Genomic DNA, 23,343 nt, shown 5'->3' on the forward strand with positions numbered 1-23,343 from the left:
GGCCGTGCGGGCCGGGGTGACCATCGGATGATTCGCTCGTTCTGCTGAACGTGAGCACCCAGGAACTCGCCCCCTCCCCCCACGGCCCCGGGCGGCCCGGCCCCGGTCCGGTCGACGTCGAGCAGGCCGAGGCGGCGCTCGTCGAGCACTATCCGCGGCTGGTCCGGATCGCGTACCTCGTGCTGCCGCCCTCGCTGGGACGCAACCGGCGGGTGCTGACCGCGCACGCGGTCGTCCAGCGGTCGCTGCCGCGCCGCCGCGTCTCCGGCGCCGGCGTCCCGGCCGCCCTCCGGCCGGAGGACGCCGTCGACCCCGGGTACGCGTACGTCCGGGGCGAGGCGCTGCGCCAGGCGCTGACCGCCGGGCTTCCGCTGCGGCGCCGGGCGCTGCCCCGGCGGGCCCAGTTCCCGCCGCTGCTGCCCCACGTGTGGGGGCTGCGGCTGTTCCCCCGCGCCGGTGGCGCCGACGAACTGGCCCTGGACCAGCGGCTGTCGGCGCTCTCCGGGCCCGGGCGGGCGGCGTACGTCCTGCGCGGCCTCGAGCGCCAGGGGGACCCGGAGGTGCTGCGGGTCCTCGCGGCGGCGGGCGTGCCGGAGGAGGAGGCGCGCGCCGCGCTCGCGGAGGCGGACGGGGCGGAGGCCGCGGGAGGGGTCGGCACCGCCGCGCTGCTCGACTCGCCCGAGTTCGATCCGTGTTCGCTGCAGGCCCGCCCGACGGACCTGATGCGGCGCCGGCAGCACGCCAAGGCGGCGCTCGCCGCGGCGGCGGCGGTGGCGGTGTGCGGCACGCTGCTCGGGCTGCCGGGGGACGGCTGGGGCAGAAACGGTGCCGCGGCGCCTTCGTACGCGCGCAACCCGGCGGCCCAGGCGGCGCTCGACCCGGACGGCCTGAAGCGGGTGCCGGCGGGATATTGGCAACGGGCGACGCGCCGGGACTTCTCGGTGTGGCCGGAGCGCGGCGGCCTGGTCGGGGACCGGGCGCTGCTGCGCCGGGCCCTCGCGGTGTGGGCGCGGCCCGGCGGTTCGGTGCGGACGTCGGCGACGCCCGGGACTCCGGTGGGGCCGCCGATGGGGTCGCCGCAGCTGTTGTACGCGGGCGAGGTGGACGGGTCGCGGGTGGTGCTGTTCCACGACGGGCTGCGGGCCGTGCGGTACGCGGAGCAGGCCGGCGGGGCGAGCGGCGCGGCGCTGGACTTCGCCCGGACGGACGGGGCGGACGAGGTGGGCGCGGCGGCGCTCGTCGCCTCCCGGGCGGCGGGCAACGTCCGCTATCTGACGGCCCCTTGGGTGCGCGAGACGGCGGTACGGGACCTGCTCGCGCCGTCGAAGGAGCCCTGGTCGCTGGGGCGGGACGCGGACGGCCTCACGCAGGCGCTGCCCGGCCCGGCGTCGGCACGGGAGTGCGCGGTCTGGAACACCCTCCAGGTGCGGGACGGGGAAGGGGTGCGGCTGCTCACCGATCTGGGCGAGCTGGCCCCCGCCCGGCTGACGGCGGGGCCGCCCGCGGCGCCGGTGGACGCGACGGGCGAGGAGGCGCGGGCCGCGTGGGCGCGGACGGCGTGCCAGTTGGCGACGGTCCGCTCGCGCGGGGTCCGGACCGTGAACTCCTGGCGGTTCGCGACCCAGCGGCTGCCGGAGGGCGGCGGGCGGGCGGCCTGGCTGTGCACCCGCGCGGAGACCTGGCGGGGCACGGGCAGCAGGGTGCTCGCCCAGTTCCTGACGCCCGCCGGGGCGGCGGCCCCGGCCCCGGCGGCCCTCGCGGCGCGGGCCGAGGAGTCGCCGGCCTGCGGGGTGCGGGACCCCCGGGTGGTGGCGGGCGTGCTGTGGCAGGCCAAGAGCGGCCAGTGGTACGTCCTGGCGGCCGGCAGCGAGGACATCGCCTCGCTGACGACCTCGGGCGGGGTCGTGGGCCGGGCGGACGGCCCTCTCCTCGCCCTGAAGGCGAAGCGGGGCGCCCGCGCCGACCTCCGCGGGACACTGAAGGACGGCACGGGCGTCGGGGCGCTGCGCTAGGGGCGTCCGGATCACGCCGGGCTCGTGTGGCCGTGCCCCCGGCGGTTCGGGAAAAGCCGGTGCACGACCCTGTTGCCAACCAGCTACCCCTCAGTACATTGACGCCATGTCTAATACGCAGCCTGCACCGGTGGCGTCGGAGCACATCGAACTCAAGGCCCGGAAGGTCTCCTTCGCCTGGGAGGAGACCCCGCTCCACTGGGTGCCCGGCGACCCGTTCACCACCCACACCATCAACGTGCTGCACCTGCTGCTCCCGGCCGGTGAACGCTGGTTCGTGCACGTCTACAAGCAGGTGCTCCCGCTCATCACCGACGACCGGCTGCGTGCGGACGTCATCGGCTTCATCGGGCAGGAGGCCGTCCACTCCCAGGCCCACGACGACGTCCTCCCCCACCTCAAGAAGCTCGGCCTCGACCCCACCCCCTACACCGCGCAGGTCGACTGGTTCTTCGAGAAGCTGCTCGGCGACCGGACGCTGCCGCCCGGCCGGCCGCGCCGGTGGTGGCTGATGGAGCGGGTCGCGCTCATCGCCGCCATCGAGCACTACACCGCCTTCCTCGGCGACTGGGTCCTCAACGCCGAGGAGCTGGACCGCCGCGGCGCCGACCCCACCATGCTCGACCTGCTGCGCTGGCACGGCGCCGAGGAGGTCGAGCACCGCTCGGTCGCCTTCGAGCTGTTCATGCACCTCGACGGCGGCTACCGCCGCCGGGTCCGCACCTGGGCCACCGCCTTCACCGCGATGGTCTTCCTCTGGCAGCGCGGCACCCGCTTCTTCATGGAGAACGACCCGACCCTCACCGACGGCAGGGCCTCGGTCGGGCAGCTCGTCCGCAAGGGCCGGGAGGGCGTCCTGCCGTCCACCCCCGACCTGCTGCGCTCCATCCCCCGCTACCTCAGCCGCGCCTACCACCCCTCCCAGGAGGGGGACACCGCCCAGGCCGTCGCCTATCTGGCGAACTCCCCCGGCGCCAACGGAGGTCGCTGACCATGCCCCGTCTGCGTACCGTCGTCCTCGTCGCCGGGACCGCGCTCCTCGCCGGCCGGGCCAGGCGCGCCGTGCGCCGCCGGATCGAAGCCGCCCCGCTCTGGCCGATGCCCGCTCTGGAGGAGCCGGTGTCGGGCCGCGGCCGCCTCTCCACCGTCCCGCGCAAGGTCCTCGTCACCGGGCGCACCGAGCCCGCCGAGGGCGTGGTCCAGCTCCGTCTCGAAGGGACCGGCCTGCCGGCCTGGCAGCCGGGCGCCCACATCGACCTGGTCCTGCCGTCCGGCCTGGTGCGCCCGTACTCGCTCTGCGGCGACCCGGCCGACACCGACGCGTACACCGTCGCCACCCGCCTGATCGAGGAGGAGCGCGGGGGCCGGGGCGGCTCGCGCGAGGTGCACGAACGGCTCCACGTGGGGGCGGAGGTCGAGATCCGCGGGCCGCGCAACCGGTTCCCGCTCGTCGACGCCCCCGCGTACGTCTTCGTCGCCGGCGGCATCGGTGTCACCCCCGTCCTGCCGATGCTGCGCGCCGCGGCGGCGGCGGGCGCCGACTGGCGGCTGCTGTACTGCGGGCGGTCCCGCGCCACCATGCCGTACCTCGCCGAGATCGAGCGCCTCGCCGGCGAGGCGGCCGGGGACCGGCTGACGGTCGTCGCGGAGGACGAGTCCGGCCTGCCGGACCTCGGCTTCCTCGCGGACACCCCGCCTCGGACCGCGGTGTACTGCTGCGGCCCGGACGGGCTGATGGACGCGGTGACCGCCGCCCTGCCGGCCGGACAGGTCCCGCGTCTGGAGCGCTTCTCCCCCGCCGCCATCGCCGCCGGAGGCGCCTTCGAGGTCGAACTGCGGCGCTCCGGGCGGACGTTGACGGTCGCGGCCGGCCAGTCGGTGCTGGCGGCGGTCCGGGCCGAGGTGCCGGGGGTGTCGTACTCCTGCGAGCAGGGGTTCTGCGGGACCTGCCGGCTGGGGGTCCTGGAGGGCGAGGTCGACCACCGGGACGAGCTGCTCACCGACGCCGAGCGCGCCGACTCGATGCTGATCTGCGTCTCGCGGTGCGCGGGCGAACGGCTGGTGCTCGACCTTTAGATTCAGACGCGAGCGAGGCTACGGGCTAGGGGCTACGGGCTACGGGCTACGGGCTACGGGCTACGGGCTACGGTTCCGAGCTACGGCAGGATCAGCCAGTCGAAGGCCAGGGCGGCGGCGAGGCCGCCCACCAGGAGCCAGGTCGCCAGGCGGGTACGGCCGTTGCGGGACAGCTCGATGACGACACCGCAGAGGATCATCGCCAGTCCGTACACCCCGACGACCAGGACGGACGTCCGGCTGGCCAGCCGGATCACGAGGACCGCGGCCATCGCGACCAGCAGGACGGAGGCCGCGGCGATCCGGAGCCGGCGGGCCTGCTTGGGCGTCAGGCCGGCCGTCCCGGCCCCGGCGTCCCCCGCCTCGGGCTCCTCATCGGTCCCGGGGGCCTCGTCCTCGACCCCCGCCGTGTCCACCGTGTCCGCCGCAGCGGTCTCGGCGGTCCCGGCGGTCTCGGCACCGGGGTTCACGGCCTCGGTGGTCTCTGCCTCGGTGTCCGGTACCGGCGTGTCCTTCGCCGGTGTGGCCTGGTCGGAAGCGCTCATATGGTGGGAGCGTAACGGACGCCCGTTAGGCTGTTCGCATGACGACCGGGGTACGCCGCAGGATGGGCGTCGAGGAGCGCAAACAGCAGCTGATCGGGGTGGCCCTCGAGCTGTTCAGCCACCGATCGCCCGACGAGGTCTCCATCGACGAGATCGCGGCGGCCGCGGGCATCTCACGGCCGCTGGTCTACCACTACTTCCCCGGCAAGCAGAGCCTGTACGAGGCGGCGCTGCGGCGGGCGGCCGACGAGCTGGCCGCCCGGTTCGTGGAGCCCCCGCAGGGTCCGCTGGGGGCGCGGCTGCTGCGGGTGATGGGCCGGTTCTTCGACTTCGTGGACGACCACGGGCCGGGCTTCTCCGCACTGATGCGCGGCGGTCCCGCCGTGGGCTCCTCCACCACGAACGCGATGATCGACGAGGTGCGGCAGGCCGCCTACGAGCAGATCCTGTCCCACCTGGAGGTGGAGACGCCCTCCGCCCGGCTCGAACTGGTCGTCCGCTCCTGGGTGTCGCTGGCCGAGTCGACGGCGCTGCTCTGGCTGGACGGGCGGCGGATCCCGCGCGCGGAGCTCGAGCTGCAGCTGGTGCACGACTTCGCGGCGCTGGCGTCGGTGAGCGCGGCGTACGACCCGGAGATGGCGGAGGTCATGATCCGCATCCTCGGCGACGAGCCGGCGGACGGCCCCTTCGGCGACCTGGTCGGCCGGCTCCTGGCGCTGGCGCCGCGGATCCCGGCTCAGCCCCTGCGCTAGGGCGTGTTTCGGAAGTAGCGTCGTCCGCCCGCAGGGCGGGCCGGGGGCGTCTGGTGCGTGCGATCGCAGGCGGAGGGTGGGGGCACCTCCCGCGCCGCCAGGCGCAGGGGGAGAGAGCGCAGCGGGCTGCGCCGACGACCGACAACGCGGCGAGCGTGCGTGCCAGGCGTCCCCGGCCAGACGGGACTTTCGAAACACGCCCTAGGACGCGGCGAGGCCGGCCGGGAGGATCCCGGCCGGCCTCGCGTGTGCGGTGCGGCGGTGTCGTGGCGGGTGGCGCCCGTCAGCGGGTGGTGAAGACCGCCACCGTGCGGGGCGGGACCGTGAAGGTGCCCGAACCGACCTCGTAGGAGGCGGACTTGACGGTGGTGTCCGTGCCCGACGCCTGGACCGGGTGGAGGGCGTAGCCCTTCCCGGCGAGGGCGGCGACCCGCTGGGTCTGCCGCTGCGGGGTGGCGTTGAAGACCACGACCAGGTCACCGAGGCGCATGGTGATCACGCCCGGGGTCTCGCCGGTGCCGGAGAGGGGGAAGGACAGGCTGTCCTGGACCTGACCGGCGGTGGCGAGGGAGAAGGCGGGTTCGGTGGTACGGATCCTCTGCAGGTCGCGGTAGGCGGCCGCGGCCCCGTCGATCTGGGCGCAGCCCACGGTGAGACCGGGGGCGGTGAGCAGCGGCTTCCCGAACGCCCACTTGGGCTGGTTGTCGGCCGCCGGGGGCAGCCCGCGGCCGAAGCCGTTGCCGTCCCGGCAGTCCCAGTGGATCGCGTTGAACCAGTCGCCGCTGTCGTACGAGTTGCGGTCGAGCGACTTGGAGCGCAGCAGGTCCGAGCCCGCCTGGGAGAGCGCGGGGCCCTGCGAGAGCGTGGCCGTGGCCATGGCGAGGACCTGCATCCTGGCCCGGTCGGCGGGCGAGGTGGCCGCGGGGAGCTTGAAGGCGAGCGCGTCGTAGAGGGTTTCGTTGTCGTGCGCGTCGGCGTAGGCGAGGGCGTCGCCGGGGGCGGCGGCGTAGCCGGCCGGGACGCCGTTGTAGTCGACCTCGGAGCCCTTGACCGTACGCCCGGAGGTGTCCGTGAAGGAGTAGGAGGCGAGGTTGCCGGAGAGGCCGACCTTGATCAGGTCCTGGTAGTGCAGGAGGCGGGCCTTCTGCTGCTCCGGGGTGCCGTTGGCGGTCGAGGGGTTGGGGTCGGTGAAGAGGCCGGAGGCGAAGCCCTGGACGCCGGGGTCCTCGTCGAAGGGGCCGCCGCCGCGGACGGCGTCGCGGGCCCGGTCGGAGAAGGTGGCGATGCCGGTGCCGGCCATGTTCTTCTGGGTGGCCTGGACGAAGCGGGCGTCGTCGGCGATCTCGCCGAAGTTCCAGCCCTCGCCGTAGAGGACGATCGCCTTGCCGTCGACGCCGTCCTTGGCGAGGGTCAGGGCGTCCAGGGCCTTGCGGACGGCGAGGATGTTCTCCTTCGGGTGGTGGCCCATGAGGTCGAAGCGGAAGCCGTCGACCTTGTACTGCTTGGCCCAGGTGACGATCGAGTCGACGACGAGCTTGCCCATCATGGCGTTCTCGGGCGCGGTGTTGGCGCAGCAGGTGGAGGTGGCGACCGAGCCGTCGGCCTGGAGGCGCTGGTAGTAGCCGGGGACGACCTTGTCCAGGACGGACTTGTCGGCCTGGCCGCTCGCGACGGTGTGGTTGTAGACGACGTCCATGACCGTGCGCAGTCCGGCGCCGTTGAGGGCCTTGACCATCTGCCGGAACTCGACCGTGCGGCGGGTCCCTTCGGGGTCGGTGGCGTAGGAGCCCTCGGGGACGGTGTAGTGCAGCGGGTCGTAGCCCCAGTTGTAGGCGTCCTTGGCCGCGGCGGCGGCGACGCAGGCCTGCTGCTCCTCGGAGTCGGGGGCGAGGATCTTCAGGTCGCAGGCGGGTCCGGTCTGCTCGGACTTCTTCTCGGGGATGGTGCCGATGTCGAAGGCCGGCAGGAGGTGGACGTAGGAGGTGCCGGACGCGGCGAGGGCCTTCAGGTGCCGGGAGCCCTTGCTGCCGGTGTCGGTGAAGGCGAGGTAGGTGCCGCGGTGGGCGGCCGGGGTGGTGGTGTCCGCGACGGAGAAGTCGCGGACGTGCAGCTCCTGGATCTGGGCGTCGCGCAGCGGGACGGCGGCGGGCTTCCTCAGTCCGCTCCAGCCCCGGGGGGCGAGCTTCGGGTCGGCGAGGTCGACGACGAGGCTGTGGGTGGAGTCGGTGGTCAGGGCGGTGGCGTAGGGGTCGGTGACCTTGTTGGTGACGATCTGCCGGACGCTGGGCGCCCAGACCTTGACCACGTAGCGGTACGGCTTTCCGGTCCACGCGCGCGTGCCGGTGGCCGACCAGACCCCGGAGGCGTCGTCGCGGCGCATGGGGAGGGTCTTCCCGTCGAGTTCGAGGGCGACGGACTGGGCGGTGGGGGCCCAGAGGGAGAGGGCGGGGCGGCCGTTCCGGAACACCGGGCCGAGGTCGGCCCCGGTGGCCTTCGGCGCGTACAGGTCGTCGAGGACGCCGGCGAGCTGGACGCCCGTGGCGGTCAGGACGGCGCCGTTGGCCGCGTACTGGGCGGCGACGAGCTGGCCCTTGAGCGCCTCGCGGACGCGGTCGCGGTCACGCGGGTCGACGGTGAAGGCGCCGTAGGCCTTCAGGTGCGGGAAGGCGGCCTTCTGCGCGTCGGTCAGCTCGGTCCGGTGGAGCCGGAGCGCCTGCCGGTCGCCGGTGAGCGTCCCGTTCTCGGCCTTGATCGAGCCGTCGCGGGAGGCGAGGAGGACGCTGGAGGCGGCGGTGTCGTTGCCGTTCCAGGCGAGGGTGGTCGCGTCGATCCAGACGGCCTGGGCCTTGGTGAGGTCGAGCGCGGCGCCGCTGCCCTTGGGCTGCGGGAGGAGGTACTTCTCCTGGCCGCCGAGCATCCAGACCTCGTGGCCGTCGGCCTTGAGGTCGAGGGACTGGTCGGTGGGCAGGTCCTTCTCGTCGCCCTTGTGCAGGATGTACGAGAGCGAGGTCGCGCCGGGTGCGAGGGGCACTTCGTAGACCGCGCCGTAGGCGTCGGTGCGCACGGGCTCCAGCGGCTTGGACCAGTCGGTGGGGTTCGCGGCGCCGGTCCAGGTGTGCAGGCCCCAGCCCGCGTAGTCGCCGTCGGGGCGCTGGTAGTGCAGGACGGCCTTCGTGGTGTCCTGGGGCGGGTAGGCGCCCTCGGGCGCAGCGTTCAGAACCTCGGGCTTGCCCTGTTCGATCCACACCTCGCCGGTCGTGGAGAGGTCGACGGTGCGGTCGGCGTCGGTGTCCTTCACGCCGTCCTTGTTCACGACGACGAAGCCGACCGAGGAGGCGCCGGGCTTCAGCTTGACGTGGGCGAAGGCGCCGTAGGCGTCGCGGCCGGTGAAGGGCTTCCCGGCGGGCCAGGTGGTGCCTTCGCCGTCGGCGATGTCGCCCCAGGTGTAGAGGCCCCAGTCGTCGTAGTTCCCGTCGGCGCGCTTGTAGTGCACGATCGCGTGGTCGCGCTGGGTGGCGGTCGGCGGCTGCTCGACGGCCGGGGCGCCGCTGGTGGTCGCCGCGGTGGCGCTCGCGGTGCGGCCGGTGCGGTCGACGACCACGGCCTTGTAGCGCAGTGGGGTGCCGGCGGGGGCGGTGACCTTCTGGGTGACCTTGTACGGGGCGTGGTCGGCGGAGCCGAGGACCTGCCACCTGCCGTGGCCGGTCTGGGCGGCGAACACGACGCGGTTCAGCTGCCCGCCCTCGACGTCGGCGGAGAGTTCGACGGTGCCGGTGGCGCCGGCCTCGGGGGCCGTGAGGGTGATCGTGGGCGGGGCGGCGGGCGCGGCGAGCGGCTGCGCGGCCTTGAGCACGAGGGAGCCGAGCGCCGGGACGGTCACCTTGATCTTCGTGTCGCCGGCGCTGGTGACGCGGGTGTCGCCGCCGTGGATCGCGGTGAAGTCCATGCCCGCGGAGCCGGTCGGGATCTCGACGGTCTTCGGCTCGGTGGCGCTGTTGACCGCGACCACGTACTCGGCGGGCCCGCTCTTCGCACGGGCGTCGGTACGGGAGAAGGCGTAGACGGAGCCTTCGGCGTACCGCTGCTCCTGGACGCCGTCGCGCAGCGCCGGGTGCTTCTTGGTGAGCGCGGAGAGCGCGGCGATCTGCCGGTAGAGCGGGTGCGTGGGGTCGTACGCGTCGCTCGCGTGGGTGCGGTCGGTGCCGAGCTGGTCGTCGTCGAGGTAGTCGGCGGTCTTCGACGCGAAGAGGGTCTGGCGGGAGTCCTTGTCGCCGCCGGGGCCGGTGAAGCCCTGCTCGTCGCCGTAGTAGACGACGGGGTTGCCGCGGCCGAGGAACATCAGCTCGTTGGCGAGGGCGTAACGGCGGAGCAGTTCGGCGTCGCCGGCCTTCGGATTGTCCTGCTTGAGGAAGGCGCCGAAGCGGCCCATGTCGTGGTTGCCGAGGAAGGGCACCGATTCGTAGGCGTTGGCCTTGTCGGTGGTGTAGCGGTAGTCCTGGGCGAAGAGGTGGGCGAGTTTGCCGGCGGGGCCGCCCTGGGAGGCGAAGGAGCGGGCGGCGTCCTGGAAGGGGAAGTCGAGGGTGGCGTCGAGGCGGCCCTCGGTGACGTACGGCGCGGTGATCGCGGGGTCGGCGGAGTAGACCTCGCCGAACATGAAGAAGTCGTCGCGGCCGCGCTGCGCGGCGTACTCGTCGAGGGCGGTGGCCCACTGGGTCCAGAACTCGGTGTTGACGTGTTTGACGGTGTCGATGCGGAAGCCGTCGATGTCGAAGTCGCGCACCCAGCGCTGGTAGATCTTCTCCATGCCCTCGACGACCTCGGGGCGCTCGGTCCACAGGTCGTCGAGGCCGACGAAGTCGCCGTACTCGGAGGACTCCCCGGCGAAGGTGGAGTCGCCCCGGTTGTGGTACATCGTCGGGTCGTTGAGCCAGGAGGGGACCTTGACGTTCTTCTTGTCGGGGGCCACCACCGGGGTGCGCGGGAAGGACTCCCGGTCGACGGGCGGGAAGCGCTTCGTCCCGTCGGCGTAGTCGCCGTCGTCGAAGGGGACGCCGTCCTTCGCCAGATAGGGGAAGGCGCCCTTGGAGAGGTAGTCGTAGGACTTCTCCTGGTAGTCGACGACGTCGGCGGTGTGGTTGGTGATGACGTCGAAGAAGACCTTCATGCCCTTGGCGTGGGCCTGGTCGATCAGCTTCTCCAGGTCGGCGTTGGTGCCGAAGTGCGGGTCGACCTGGGTGAAGTCGGTGATCCAGTAGCCGTGGTAGCCGGCGCTCGCGTTCGTGCCCTCGCCCTGCACGGGCTGGTTCTTGAAGATCGGCGCCATCCAGATGGCGGTGGTGCCGAGGCCCTTGATGTAGTCGAGCTTCCGGGTGAGGCCCTTGAGGTCGCCGCCCTGGTAGAAGCCCTTGTCGGTGGGGTCGAATCCGGTCTGCAGGCGGGTGCCGGTGAGGCCGCCGCGGTCGTTGCGGGTGTCTCCGTTGGCGAAGCGGTCGGGCAGGACGAAGTAGAACTGCTCCCGGGTGAGGTCGTGGCGGGCGGGCTGCGCGGCGAGCGCCTTGTCGGAGGGCGGGGGCGGCGGCGGGGGCGCGGCCGCCGCGGGGAGGGCGGGCACCAGCGCCGCGCACAGGGCGGTGGCCACGACGGCCGCCGTTCGCTTGCGTATCACGGAGGTTCTCCCTGGAGGTACGGGAAGGAGGGCCGCCCCGGCGGGGCGGCCCTGGTGGGAGGGGCGGTCAGTTGCGGAAGGTGTCGTTCAGGACGAGCTGTCCGGAGGCGGGGACCGTGGCGACGCGGTTCGCTCCGGATTCCCAGGTGACGTTGCCCGCGGCGTCCTTGCGGACGTACTTGTACGAGAAGGTCGTGCCGGCCGGCAGCGGGACCGTCAGCTTCCAGACGGGGTAGCTCGCCGGGTCCAGCTTGGGGGCGGAGGCCGGGGACCAGGCGCCGAGGGCGGGGTGGTCGCCGGTGACGTGGATGTTCTGGCCGGGGACGGTGGTGGCCTGGACGTTGAAGGCGGCGGCGCTGCTCGCGGGCGGCGGGGTCGTCCCGCCGGCCTGGCAGGTCCGGGCGCCGACGTGCAGGGCGAGCGCGGTGTTCGCGCCCAGCGACGCCGTGAACCGTCCCGCCGCGTCGACCGTGACGGTGGTGTTGCTCTGCACGTCGCAGTAGGTGCCGGCGGGCAGGGCGGTCTGGAAGGTGCGGGAGAGCGCGGAGCCCTCGCGGTTGATCGCGACGAACGCCTTGGCGCCGCGCCCGAAGGCGATGGCGTTGTTGCCGTTGTCCCACCAGTTGCCGACGGCGGCGCCGCGGGCGGCGTTGCGGAAGCCGACCATGGAGCTGATCTCGCGCCAGGCGTGCTGGCACTTCCAGCCGTCGGCGTAGCAGGCGTTCACCTGTCCGCCGTTCGGGGCGCCCGCGTCCTTGTCGGAGAACTCGTAGCCGGAGTGGACGTCCGGGGAGCCGTAGGGCCAGGCCAGCATGAAGACGGAGGCGAGGGTGTAGGCGGCGCCGTTCTTGTAGCTGAGGGTCTCGCCGTTGCGCTCGGTGTCGTGGTTGTCGACGAAGACGCCCGACACGCCGGAGGACATGTAGCCCCAGGACTCGCCGAAGGTGCTGAGGTGGGCGAGCTTCTCCGAGCCGAAGATCCGCTTGAGGTCGCGGGCGTAGCGGAACTCCTGGACGTCGCCGGTGCCGAGGTACTCGCTCGGGGAGACCGCCTCGCCGGCCCCGAATATGGCCTCCTGCTTCCAGTGGACGCCGGGGTTGCTCAGCCGGGACTTGATGTTCGCGAGGTCGGCGGCCGGCATGTGCTTGGCGGCGTCGATGCGGAAGCCGTCGACGCCGAGGGAGAGCAGGTCGTTCATGTAGCCGGCGATCCGGCCGCGGACCCAGTCCTCGCCGGTGTCGAGGTCGGGCAGGCCGACCAGTTCGCAGTTCTGGACGTTGGCCCGGTCCTGGTAGTTCGAGATCGTGGCCCGGCAGTCGTCCAGGTCGGCGCCGCCGTACAGGCCGGGGTAGTCGTACTTCGAGAACGAGGTCCCGCCCGTTCCCGTGCCCGACGCGTTGGCCATGTGGTTGATGACGGTGTCGGCGACGACCTTCACGCCCGCCGCGTGACAGGTGTCGACCATGTTCTTGAAGGCGGTGCGGTCGCCGAGGGGGCCGGCGATCTTGTAGCTGACGGGCTGGTACGCGGTCCACCAGGTGGGGCCCTGGATGCGTTCCTGCGGCGGCGAGACCTGGACGTAGCCGTAGCCGGCCGGGCCGAGCTGTTCGGTGCAGGCCTTCGCCACGGAGGCGAACTTCCACTCGAACATCACGGCGGTGACGTCCTTCTGCCCGGGCGGGGCGGCCTGCGCCGGGGCGGGTGCCGTGACGGCCACAGCGGCTCCCGCCACGACGGCGAGTGCAGCGGCCACGGTCTTTCTGGCCATGATTCCTCCTGCTGAATCCTCGGGGGATGGGAGGTGCGAGGGGGGCGAGGATCGCAATCTCTTGCTGCAAGAAAGCAGCAACTATTTTCGGACGTGACCGTACGAGGACCCCGGCCCGGGGTCAACCCCTCGGACACACTCGCGACACATGCCGGAAATCAGCAGGAAGCTTCAACGCAAGGACTTACGCAAGGAGTTGCAATGGTGCTACGTTCAACCACGGCTCCGGGCCGGCCGGCCGAGGGTTCCGCTCCCCCGGGGCGGGTCCCACGCGCCCGGCCGGCCGGTCCGGTCATCGACCCGGCTGGGCAGCGGTGGATCCCCGGACCACCAGCTCCGGCTGGAAGACGAACTCCGTGCGCTGCACCGGATTGCCCTCGATCTCCTCGAGGAGCGCCCCGACCGCCGCGGTCGCCATCGCCTGCACCGGCTGGCGCACGGTGGTGAGCGGCGGACTCGTGAACGCGATCAGCGGCGAGTCGTCGAAGCCGATCACCGACACGTCGTCCGGCACGTCCAGACCGCGGGCGCGCACCGCGCGGATCGCGCCGAGCGCCATCAGGTCGGAGCCGCAGACGATCCCGGTGCACCCCTGGTCGAGCAGGATGTCGGCCGCCGCGTGGCCGCCCTCGACGCCGAACAGCGTGGGACGGACGTACCGTTCGGCCTCCGCGCGCTCCATCCCCAGGAGGTGGTGGAGCTCGGCGGCGAAGCCCTCCGCCTTGCGACGCGAGGGGACGTAGCGGGTCGGCCCGATCGCCAGACCGATCCGCTCGTGGCCCAGCTCGACCAGGTGCCGTACGGCCATGCGCGCCGCCGCCCGGTCGTCGGGCGAGACGAAATTGGCGTCGACGCGCTCGTTGAAGCCGTTGATGAGGACGAACGGCACGCCCCGCGCGCCGAGGCGCACATAGCGTTCCGGGTCGGCCATGGCGTCGGCGTGCAGCCCGGAGAGGAAGACGATGCCGTTGACCCCGCGCTCCTCCAGCTGCTCCACCAGCTCGTCCTCGGTGGCGCCGCCGGGCATCTGGGTGCAGAGCACCGGGGTGTAGCCGTGCCCGGCCAGGACCTGCTCGATGACCTGGGCGAAGGCCGGGAAGATCGGGTTGGTCAGCTCGGGCACGACCAGGCCGACCAGGCCGGCGCTGCGCCGCTTGAGCCGTACGGGACGTTCGTAGCCGAGGACGTCGAGCGCGGCGAGCACGCGGTGCCGGGTCGCGCCGGCCACCCCCGCCTTGCCGTTGAGGACCCGGCTGACGGTGGCCTCGCTGACCCCGGACTGGGCCGCGATGTCCGCGAGCCGCGGGGTGCCGTTCCCGGCACCCCGCGGCAGGGGGATCGTCACACCGCCCACCAGACGGTGGTGTCCGCGGGCAGCTCCACAACGCCTTCCCCGTGGGAGACCGGCTCGTTGGAGAGGAGGAACCGGCCGGGCAGCGGGACGGAGATGGCCCGGCCGGTGGTGTTGGCGGTGCAGACGAAGCCGTCGCGGCGGAACGCGAGGACGCCCTCGGGCGCCTCCGTCCACGTGACGTCCTCGCCCGCACCGAGCCCGGGCTGCTCGCGGCGCACGGCGAGCGCGCTGCGGTACAGCTCCAGGGTGGAGCCGGGGTCCCCGGCCTGCGCCTCGACGCTCAGCGCGCCCCAGGTGGCGGGCTGCGGCAGCCAGCTGCCGCCGTCGCCGAAGCCGTACGACGAGCCCTCGACGGTCCACGGGATCGGCACCCGGCAGCCGTCGCGGAAGCCGTCCTGGCCGGTGGCCCTGAAGAACGACGGGTCCTGGCGGACCTCGTCGGGCAGGTCGGTGACGTCGGGCAGGCCGAGCTCCTCGCCCTGGTAGACGTAGGCGGAGCCGGGCAGCGCCAGCATCAGCAGGGTCGCGGCGCGCGCCCGGCGCAGCCCGAGGTCGCGGTCGCCGGCCTCGCGCAGCTGGGTGCCGAGGCCCGCAGGATTGGCGAACCGGGTGGCGTGCCGGGTGACGTCGTGGTTCGACAGGACCCAGGTGGTGGGGGCGCCGACCGGACGCATCGCGGAGAGCGAGGCGTCGATGACCCGGCGCAGCTCGACGGCGTCCCAGTGGGTGCCCAGGTACTGGAAGTTGAACGCCTGGTGCATCTCGTCGGGGCGCACGTAGTTCGCGGTGCGTTCGACGGTGGGGGTCCACGCCTCGGCGACGAGGACGCGCTCCCCGTCGTACTCCGCCAGGACCTGCCGCCAGGAGCGGTAGATCTCGTGGACGCCGTCTTGGTCGAAGAAGGGCATGACGTCGTTGCCGAGCAGCTTGAGCTGGTCGTGGGCGCCGATGTCGGGCAGGCCCTCGGCCTTGACGAGGCCGTGGGCGACGTCGACGCGGAAGCCGTCGACGCCCATGTCGAGCCAGAAGCGCAGGATGGAGCGGAACTCGTCGCGTACGGCCGGGTGGTCCCAGTTGAAGTCGGGCTGCTCGGGCGCGAAGAGGTGGAGGTACCACTCGCCGGGGGTGCCGTCCGGCTCGGTGACCCGGGTCCAGGCCGGGCCGCCGAAGATGGACTCCCAGTCGTTGGGCGGGAGTTCGCCGTCGGCGCCCTTGCCGGCGCGGAAGTGGTAGCGCTCGCGCAGCGGCGACCCGGGGCCCTCGCGCAGGGCGCGCTGGAACCACTCGTGCTGGTCGGAGGAGTGGTTGGGGACCAGGTCGACGATGATCCGCAGGCCCAGCTCGTGCGCGTCGCGGATGACCGCGTCGGCGTCGAGGAGGCTGCCGAACATCGGGTCGATGGCGCGGTAGTCGGCGACGTCGTAGCCGGCGTCGGCCTGCGGGGAGGCGTAGAAGGGGGAGAGCCAGACGGCGTCGACGCCGAGCTCCTTCAGGTACGGCAGCCGGCTGCGGATGCCCTCCAGGTCGCCCATGCCGTCGCCGTTTCCGTCGGCGAAGCTGCGGGGGTAGACCTGGTAGATCACCGCGTCTCTCCACCAGCCCGTGTGCGTGCCGGTGGTCGGGGCGGCGGCGGGGGCAGCGAGGTGCTGGGTCATGACTTCCCTGGGAGGTAAGGAGTTGCGTACACGTACGGGCGGGTGGGCCGCCAAGGGTGCTCAGCCCTTGACGGCGCCGGCGGACATGCCGGTCACCAGGTGCCGTTGGGCGACGAGGAACACCAGCGCGGCCGGGACGGCGATGAGCACGGACGCCGCGGTCATCGGGCCCCACTGCGCGCCGTACTGGTTGACGAACTTCTGCAGTCCGCCGGCCAGGGTGAGGTTCTCGTCGCCGACCATGAAGGCGGAGGCGTAGGCGACCTCGCCCCAGGCGGTGATGAAGGAGTAGAACGCGGTCACCGCGATGCCGGGCTTGGCGAGCGGCAGGATGAGCCGCCAGAAGGTGCCGAACGGGGTGAGGCCGTCGACCTGGCCCGACTCGTCGATCTCGCGCGGGATGGTGTCGAAGAAGCCCTTCATCATCCAGGCGCAGAAGGGCACGGCGATGGTCAGGTAGGTGATGACCAGTCCGGCCGGCTGGTTGAGCAGCCCCATCGACGACATGATGTTGTAGATCGGCACGATGAGGACGGCCACCGGGAACATCTGGGTGATCAGCAGCGTCCACATCAGCCCGCGCTTGCCGGGGAAGCGGAAGCGGCTGACGGCGTAGCCGGTGGTGGAGGCGATGAAGACGCCGAGGAGCGTGGTCAGGCCGGCGACGAGCAGCGAGTTGCCGAACCAGCTGAGGAACTCGGTGTTCTCCAGCAGGTCGGTGTAGTTCGCGAACGTCGTCTCCTTGAAGAAGTCGGTGGTGTTGGCGTACTGCGCCGGCTTGATGGAGGTCAGGAAGACCCAGAGCACGGGGAAGACGGCGATCACGGAGGCCACCGCGAGGGTGGTGTGCAGCGCGATGGAGGCGAGCGGCGAACGGCGGCCGCGGGCCGGCGCGTGGGTGGCGGTGGTCACCAGACTTCTCCCTGCTTGCGGAGGACTCGCCGGTAGACCGCGGCGAAGATCATCAGGAGGACCAGGATCAGGACGCCCCAGGTGGACGACTGGGCGTAGTCACGCGGGCTGATCTCGAAGGAGAACTTGTACGCCTGGGTGACGAGGATCTGGGTGGCCTCGCCCGGTCCGCCCCGGGTCAGCAGGAAGATCACCGGGAACATGTTGAAGGTCCAGATGGTGCTCAGCAGGATCACGGTGGTGGACACCGAGCGCAGGCCGGGCAGGGTGATGTGGCGGAAGCGCTGCCAGGCGCTCGCGCCGTCCATCTCGGCGGCCTCGTACAGCTCGCCGGGGATGGACTGCAGACCGCCGAGGAGGGCGACCATCATGAAGGGGATGCCGAGCCAGACGTTGACGGCGATGACCGAGAACTTGGCCCAGGTGGGGTCGTTGAGCCACGGCACGGCGTCGATGCCGCCGCCGGCCAGGATCTGGTTGAGCATGCCGCGGCGCTCGTCGTAGAGGAAGCGCCAGGCGAAGACGGAGACGAAGCCGGGGACGGCCCAGGGCAGGATGAGCAGCATCCGGTAGACGGAGCGGCCGGCGATCCTGCGGTTGAGCATGTTGGCCAGGCCGAGGCCGAGGACGAAGGTCACCGAGACACAGGCGACCGTCCACACGAGCGTCCAGCCGAGGGTGCCGAGGAACTGGGTGCCGGTGAGCGCGTCGACGTAGTTGTCCAGGCCGACGAACTCGTAGGTCGCGGGTATCTCGTTGACGCCGATGCTGCGCGCGACGTTGCGCTCGTTGGCGTCGGTGAGCGAGAGGTAGATCCCCCGGACCAGCGGATAGCCGATGATCACGCCGATCACCACGGTCACCGGGAGGACCATCGCCCAGGCGTACCAGTGGGTGGAGAGGGAACGCCGGAGCTTCCTCTCGGGGGTGCCAGTACCGCGGCTCCGGCCGCGGGCGACAGTGTCGCCCGCGGCCTTCGCCACCGACTGGCCGGTGGTGTCCACAGCCATCAGCCGGCCTGCCTTCCTTGTTACTTCCAGTCCTTCAGGAGCTTGCGGTAGGCGTCACCCGTCGCCTTGGCGCCCTGCTCCGGGCTGGTCTGGCCGGTGAGGACCTTGGTGTACTCGACCTGCAGCGGGGCGAAGAGGCTGCCGCCCTCCGGGACCCAGGGGCGCTCGACGGCCTTCTCGACGACCGGCTTGAAGAAGCCGATCATCTCGTTGCTCGCCACGTCGGGCTTGATGTAGACGGACTCGCGGGTGGGCAGCAGGCTCAGCTCGGTGGCGGCGGTGGTCTGCGCCTCGGCGGAGGTCATGTACTCGGTGAAGGCGTAGGAGGCCTCCAGGTTCTTGGAGCCCGCGTACACGGCGAGGTTGTGACCGCCCTGCGGGGCGCCCTGGCCGGCGGCGCCGGCCGGGACCGGGGCGATGCCGAGGTTCGTCTTGTCGGCGAACTCCTTGCCGGCGTAGGTGTCGGTGACGGCCCACGGGCCGTTGATCATCATCGCGACCTTGCCGTCCTTGAACGCGGACTGCATGTTGTCCCAGCCGTTGGTGGCGTCGGTGATCGCGGCCTTGGAGTCGACCAGGTCCTTGACGGTGCCGAAGGCCTTCACGCCGGCGGCGTTGTCGATGGTGATCTTCTTCTGCTCGGCGTTGACCATGTCACCGCCCTCGCCGTAGAGGAAGGAGAGGAACCAGTAGGCGTCGTCGCCGCGCAGGTAGAGGCCGGTCTTGCCGGTCTTCTGCTTGATCGTGGTGGCGACGGTCTTCAGCTCGGCGATGCTCTTCGGCGCCTCGACACCGGCCTCCTTGAAGATCTTCTTGTTGTAGAAGATGCCCATGGAGTCGATGACCTGCGGGACGGCGTAGGTCTTGCCGTTGTACTTGGTGGAGGCGGCCGCCTGCTCCAGGAAGTCGTCCTGGTTCTTCAGGGCGGCGGTGCCGTCGAGCGGGGCGAGGTAGCCCAGGTTGGCGAAGTCCGGGGTCCAGGCGACCTCGGAGCGGATGACGTCAGGAGCGCCGGAGCCGGACTGGGCGGCGTTCTTGAACTTGTTCTGCGCCTCACCGAACGGCACGTTCACGTACTTGACGGTGACCTTGGGGTGCTTCTTCGTGAAGCCCTCGGCGAGCTTCTTGAAGACCTTGTCCTCGCTGCCGACGTTCGACGTGTCCCACCAGGTCACGGTGCCGGAGAGCTCGCCCGAGCCCTTCGAGGCACCGGTGTCGCCGTTGTCGCTTCCGCACGCCGCCAGGGTCACGCCCAGGGCCGCGACCAGCGCGGTGGCCGCTATGCCACGCCGCATGTGAACTCCTTCAAACGATCCCGGATGAACGAGGGGCGAAGACCTTCCTCATGCGACCGCTCCCTCGCGGCGCGCCGGGTTGCCAGGAACGTAACAGGGATGAAAACGAGCCGAAAGAGCTTGCGAGAAATTTCTGCAAGGACCGGGGATCGTTACATCCGCGTGTCCCGAAGGTTGCCATCGAGTCGCTTGACAGGGTGGTCAGGCGGGCTCTTGCGGTGCCCCGCGCACCCTGCAAGCCTTTCGGCATTCCTTGCAGGACCGTTTCATGAGTGGCCTGACCTCGTTGTCAGGGCACACCCGCACCACCGTCGGCCCCTGGAACACGCGAGAGGGACCCGCCCATGGCCCACGAGCTCACCTCACCGTCGCCGCTGCCGGACCTTGCAAGCCCTTGCGCCCCCACCACGGGATGGTGGCGGGACGCGGTCATCTACCAGGTGTACGTCCGCTCCTTCGCGGACAGCGACGGCGACGGGGTCGGAGATCTGCGCGGGGCCCGCGAGCGGCTGCCGCACGTGGCGGGCCTGGGCGCGGACGCGGTGTGGCTCACGCCGTTCTACGCCTCCCCGCAGGCCGACGGCGGCTACGACGTGGCGGACTACCGCGCGGTCGACCCGGTCTTCGGGGACCTGGCGGACGCCGACGAGCTGGTCCGGGCGGCCCACGCGCTCGGCCTGAAGGTCATCGTGGACATCGTCCCCAACCACACCTCGGAGCGGCACCCCTGGTTCGCGGCGGCCCGGGCGGGCGCGGGCCCGGAGCGGGACCGCTACGTCTTCCGGCCCGGCCGCGGCCCGGACGGCGCCCTGCCGCCCAACGACTGGGAGTCCGTCTTCGGCGGCCCGGCCTGGACCCGGGTCGCCGACGGCTCCTGGTACCTCCACCTCTTCGCGCCCGAGCAGCCCGACCTCGACTGGGAGAACGCCGAGGTCAGGGCCGAGTTCGACTCCGTGTTCCGGTTCTGGCTCGACCTGGGCGTGGACGGCTTCCGGATCGACGTCGCCCACGGCATGGTCAAGGCCGAGGGCCTGCCCGACATCGGGCACGGCCGCCAGGCCCGGATGATCGGCACCCAGCGGCTGCCCTTCTTCGACCAGGACGGGGTCCACGAGATCCACCGCGGCTGGCGGCGCCTCCTGGAGTCGTACGGCCCCGACCGCATCGGGGTCGCCGAGGCCTGGGCCCCGACCCCCGAGCGTCTCGCCCTGTACGTACGCCCCGACGAGCTGCACCAGGCGTTCAACTTCCAGTTCCTCGACTGCCCCTGGGACGCGCCCGCGCTGCGGTCGGTCGTCGAGGAGTCGCTGCGGGCCACCGCCTCGGTGGGCGCGCCCACGACCTGGGTGCTCTCCAACCACGACGTCGTGCGCCACACCACGCGGTACGGCGCCGGCGACCCGGCCGCGGGCCTGCGGCGGGCCCGGGCGGCGGCGCTGCTGATGCTGGCACTGCCCGGCTCGGTCTACCTCTACCAGGGCGAGGAGCTGGGGCTGCCGGAGGTCACCGACCTGCCGGACGCCCTGCGCCAGGACCCGGCGTTCCGGCGCGGGGAGGGCCAGGACGGGCTCCGCGACGGCTGCCGGGTCCCGCTGCCGTGGACGGCCGACGGCCCCTCGCTGGGCTTCGGCCCGGCCGGCGCGTGGCTCCCCCAGCCGCCCGCGTGGGCCGGTCTCAGCGTCGCCGCCCAGAGCGGCGATCCCGGGTCCACCCTGGAGCTGTACCGCTCGGCCCTGCGGCTGCGCCGCGCCCATCCGGCGCTCGGCGCGGGCGAGGCGGTGGAGTGGCTGGACGCCCCCGACGGCGTCCTGCTCCTCCGGCGCCGCTCGGCCGGCGGCGACGTGCTGGTCGCCCTGAACACGACGGACCGGGACGCGCGGATCGAGACCCCGGCCCCGGTGACGCTCCTGCTGAGCAGCGCGGGCGCCGAGGTGGCGGGCGGCGCCCCGTACTCCGGCGGGGGCGCGGGCGGCGACGGTACGGCCCCGGCCGGCGCGGGTCCCGGCGGCGGTGCGGACGGGGTGGCGGGTGCCGTCCTCCCGCCTTCCGGCGCACGGCAGTTGGCCCCGGCCGCCGTTCCCGCGCAGGACACCGGGAACGTCCCGGTTCCGGCCGAGTCCTGCGTCTGGTGGGCAATCTGACGTGCGACCGGTACAGTCCAATCCCATGACCGCGCGGCTTGCCGACATCGCAGCCCAGGCGGGGGTCAGTGAAGCCACAGTCAGCCGCGTGCTCAACGGCAAGCCCGGTGTGGCCGCGGCCACCCGTGAATCCGTGCTTGCCGCACTCGACGTCCTCGGATACGAGCGTCCGGTACGGCTGCGCCAGCGCAGCGCCGGACTCGTCGGACTGATAACCCCCGAACTGGACAACCCGATCTTTCCCGCGCTCGCGCAGGTCATCGGGCAGGCCCTGACCCGGCAGGGCTACACCCCCGTCCTCGCCACCCAGACCCCCGGCGGGTCCACCGAGGACGAGCTCACCGACATGCTGGTCGAGCGCGGGGTCTCCGGCATCATCTTCGTCTCGGGGCTGCACGCCGACACCACCGCCGACATGACGCGCTACGACCAGCTGCGCGGCAAGGGCGTCCCGTACGTCCTGATCAACGGCTTCTCCCCGAAGGTCCAGGCCCCCTTCGTCTCGCCCGACGACCGGGCCGCGATGCGGCTGGCCGTGACGCACCTGGCCTCGCTCGGGCACACCCGGATCGGGCTCGCGGTGGGCCCCAAGCGGTTCGTGCCGGTGCTGCGCAAGATCGAGGGCTTCCAGCTCGGCATGCGGGACCGTCTCGGTCTGTCGCCGGAGGAGTCCGAGAAGCTGATCCAGCACTCCCTCTACACCCTGGAGGGCGGCCAGGCCGCCGCGGGCGCGCTGATCGCCGCCGGCTGCACCGCCGTCGTCTGCGCCAGCGACATGATGGCGCTGGGCGCCATCCGGGCCGCCCGGCAGCAGGACCTGCACGTCCCGAAGGACGTCTCGGTGGTCGGCTTCGACGACTCCCCGCTGATAGCTTTCACGGATCCGCCGCTCACCACCATCCGCCAGCCCGTGCAGGCGATGGGACAGGCCGCGGTCCGCGCGCTGCTCGAAGAGGTCGGGGGGACCCCCGCGCCGCACAGCGAGTTCGTGTTCATGCCCGAGCTGGTGGTTCGTGGTTCAACCGCTTCCGCCCCGACCCCGAGGAACCCCTGATCCCAGCGGCCCTCCCCTCCTCCCGGAGGTGGAGCACATGCGCCGGGCACCCGACCGGAGGATGATCGGTCGAGGGGCGTGGATCTGGCAGACTCTCTCCCCATGGGTGAAACGACTGTGAAGAGTTCGGAAGGCCGCACGGCGGCCAGCCCGTCACCCATCGTGGCCGACGGCAGGTGGGCGCGACTGCGGTCGCGCGTACCCCGGCGACCGCGGATCTGGTTCGAGATCCTGCTCATCGCGGTCAGTTACTGGACGTACTCGCTCATTCGCAACGCGGTGCCGGAGCAGAAGGCACAGGCGCTGCGGAACGCCGACTGGATCTGGCAGGCGGAGGAGTCCCTGGGGCTCGCCTTCGAGCAGACGGTCAACCACGCCGTGAACTCGGTGACATGGCTGATCGTGTCGATGAACTATTACTACGCCACCCTGCACTTCATCGTGACGATCGGTGTCCTGGTGTGGCTGTACCGCTGGCAGCCGGGCCGATATGCCGGTTTCCGTACGGTTCTCTTCTCCACCACCGGTGTGGCGCTGGTCGGTTACTACCTGTACCCGCTCGCACCCCCTCGGCTGATGAACGGCCAGGCCTTCGTCGACACCGTGCTGGTGCACCACACCTGGGGCTCGATGGCCTCGGGCAACCTCAAGAACATGTCGAACCAGTACGCGGCCATGCCGTCGATGCACATCGGCTGGTCGCTCTGGTGCGGTCTGACCATTTTCCTCCTGGCCAAGGCGCCGTGGGCGCGGATCCTGGGCCTGGTGTACCCGGCGGCGACGCTGGTCGTCATCGTGGCCACGGCCAACCACTTCTGGCTGGACGCCGTGGGCGGCATGATCTGCCTCGCCTTCGGCTTCGGCGTCTCGTACGTCTGGTACGGCTCGCTGCCGCAGCGGCTGTCCCGCACGGTGGACGGCCCGGCGCCCGCGCGCCGGGGCGCCGTCCCGGACTCCGCCGAGCAGGACCCGGCCCGTCCGGAGGCAGCGCCCGCGGACGCCCGCCGGGAGAGCGCCGGACAGGGCGCCGCGCGGTCGGCCGACCGGGACGCCGAGGAGTCACGGGTCGGCTCCGGCAGGTGACCCGGCCCGCGGCGCCCCGCC

At 72.2% G+C, this 23,343-nt stretch carries 15 protein-coding genes; 7 read left to right on the forward strand and 8 right to left on the reverse strand.

Annotated features, from left to right (window positions below):
• Positions 1–50: 50 nt before the first annotated feature.
• The 3 genes from ACFZBD_RS19705 to ACFZBD_RS19715 all read left to right on the forward strand — a co-directional run bounded on the left by ACFZBD_RS19705 (position 51) and on the right by ACFZBD_RS19715 (position 4,088).
• The gene (locus ACFZBD_RS19705; protein WP_391140864.1) at positions 51–2,012 is read left to right on the forward strand and encodes a hypothetical protein; all 1,962 of its coding nucleotides are present in this window, start codon (positions 51–53) and stop codon (positions 2,010–2,012) included.
• Positions 2,013–2,118: 106 nt separating this feature from the next.
• On the forward strand, positions 2,119–3,003 hold the full coding sequence (locus ACFZBD_RS19710; protein ID WP_391140865.1) for a metal-dependent hydrolase: 885 nt from the start codon (positions 2,119–2,121) through the stop codon (positions 3,001–3,003).
• On the forward strand, positions 3,000–4,088 hold the full coding sequence (locus ACFZBD_RS19715; RefSeq protein WP_391141217.1) for a 2Fe-2S iron-sulfur cluster-binding protein: 1,089 nt from the start codon (positions 3,000–3,002) through the stop codon (positions 4,086–4,088). Before ACFZBD_RS19710 ends, ACFZBD_RS19715 begins: the two co-directional genes overlap by 4 nt.
• Positions 4,089–4,168: 80 nt before the next feature.
• On the opposite strand, the gene ACFZBD_RS19720 is transcribed toward ACFZBD_RS19715, so the two are convergent.
• Positions 4,169–4,633 carry a hypothetical protein gene (locus ACFZBD_RS19720; RefSeq protein ID WP_391140866.1) on the reverse strand — a complete coding sequence of 155 codons (465 nt, stop codon included), beginning with the start codon at positions 4,631–4,633 and terminating at the stop codon, positions 4,169–4,171.
• A gap of 38 nt (positions 4,634–4,671) precedes the next feature.
• On the opposite strand from ACFZBD_RS19720, the gene ACFZBD_RS19725 reads away from it, so the two are divergent.
• Positions 4,672–5,385, forward strand: coding sequence for a TetR family transcriptional regulator (locus ACFZBD_RS19725; RefSeq protein WP_391140867.1), 714 nt, complete (start codon positions 4,672–4,674; stop codon positions 5,383–5,385).
• Positions 5,386–5,668: 283 nt separating this feature from the next.
• On the opposite strand, the gene pulA is transcribed toward ACFZBD_RS19725, so the two are convergent.
• The 7 genes from pulA to ACFZBD_RS19760 all read right to left on the reverse strand — a co-directional run bounded on the left by pulA (position 5,669) and on the right by ACFZBD_RS19760 (position 19,044).
• Entirely contained in the window at positions 5,669–11,050 is a 5,382-nt protein-coding gene (gene pulA / locus ACFZBD_RS19730; RefSeq protein ID WP_391140868.1) for a pullulanase-type alpha-1,6-glucosidase, read from the reverse strand.
• A gap of 67 nt (positions 11,051–11,117) precedes the next feature.
• Positions 11,118–12,818: a carbohydrate-binding module family 20 domain-containing protein gene (locus tag ACFZBD_RS19735; protein WP_391140869.1), complete on the reverse strand. Its 1,701-nt coding sequence runs from the start codon at positions 12,816–12,818 to the stop codon at positions 11,118–11,120.
• A 292-nt stretch (positions 12,819–13,110) separates the two neighbouring features.
• Positions 13,111–14,172: a substrate-binding domain-containing protein gene (locus ACFZBD_RS19740; protein ID WP_391140870.1), complete on the reverse strand. Its 1,062-nt coding sequence runs from the start codon at positions 14,170–14,172 to the stop codon at positions 13,111–13,113.
• Positions 14,160–15,827, reverse strand: coding sequence for an alpha-amylase family glycosyl hydrolase (locus tag ACFZBD_RS19745; protein ID WP_391140871.1), 1,668 nt, complete (start codon positions 15,825–15,827; stop codon positions 14,160–14,162). Before ACFZBD_RS19745 ends, ACFZBD_RS19740 begins: the two co-directional genes overlap by 13 nt.
• Before the next feature lie 60 nt (positions 15,828–15,887).
• On the reverse strand, positions 15,888–16,742 hold the full coding sequence (locus ACFZBD_RS19750; protein WP_391141218.1) for an ABC transporter permease subunit: 855 nt from the start codon (positions 16,740–16,742) through the stop codon (positions 15,888–15,890).
• Complete coding sequence (locus ACFZBD_RS19755; protein ID WP_391140872.1) at positions 16,736–17,749, reverse strand: ABC transporter permease subunit; 1,014 nt, start codon at positions 17,747–17,749, stop codon at positions 16,736–16,738. The genes ACFZBD_RS19750 and ACFZBD_RS19755 overlap by 7 nt, the downstream gene beginning before the upstream one ends.
• 20 nt (positions 17,750–17,769) lie before the next feature.
• Positions 17,770–19,044, reverse strand: coding sequence for an extracellular solute-binding protein (locus ACFZBD_RS19760; RefSeq protein ID WP_391140873.1), 1,275 nt, complete (start codon positions 19,042–19,044; stop codon positions 17,770–17,772).
• Between the two features lie 344 nt (positions 19,045–19,388).
• Between ACFZBD_RS19760 and ACFZBD_RS19765 the strand changes: the two genes are divergently transcribed.
• From ACFZBD_RS19765 to ACFZBD_RS19775, 3 genes are all read left to right on the forward strand, one after another.
• Positions 19,389–21,185 (forward strand): alpha-amylase family glycosyl hydrolase, encoded by a 1,797-nt coding sequence (locus tag ACFZBD_RS19765; protein WP_391140874.1) that lies wholly within the window; start codon positions 19,389–19,391, stop codon positions 21,183–21,185.
• Positions 21,186–21,210: 25 nt separating this feature from the next.
• Entirely contained in the window at positions 21,211–22,239 is a 1,029-nt protein-coding gene (locus ACFZBD_RS19770) for a substrate-binding domain-containing protein (protein WP_391140875.1), read from the forward strand.
• Positions 22,240–22,341: 102 nt separating this feature from the next.
• Positions 22,342–23,322: a phosphatase PAP2 family protein gene (locus ACFZBD_RS19775; protein ID WP_391140876.1), complete on the forward strand. Its 981-nt coding sequence runs from the start codon at positions 22,342–22,344 to the stop codon at positions 23,320–23,322.
• The last annotated feature ends 21 nt before the right edge of the window (positions 23,323–23,343 follow it).

Source organism: Streptomyces sp. NPDC008121 (genome assembly GCF_042957155.1).
Lineage (GTDB): Bacteria > Actinomycetota > Actinomycetes > Streptomycetales > Streptomycetaceae > Streptomyces.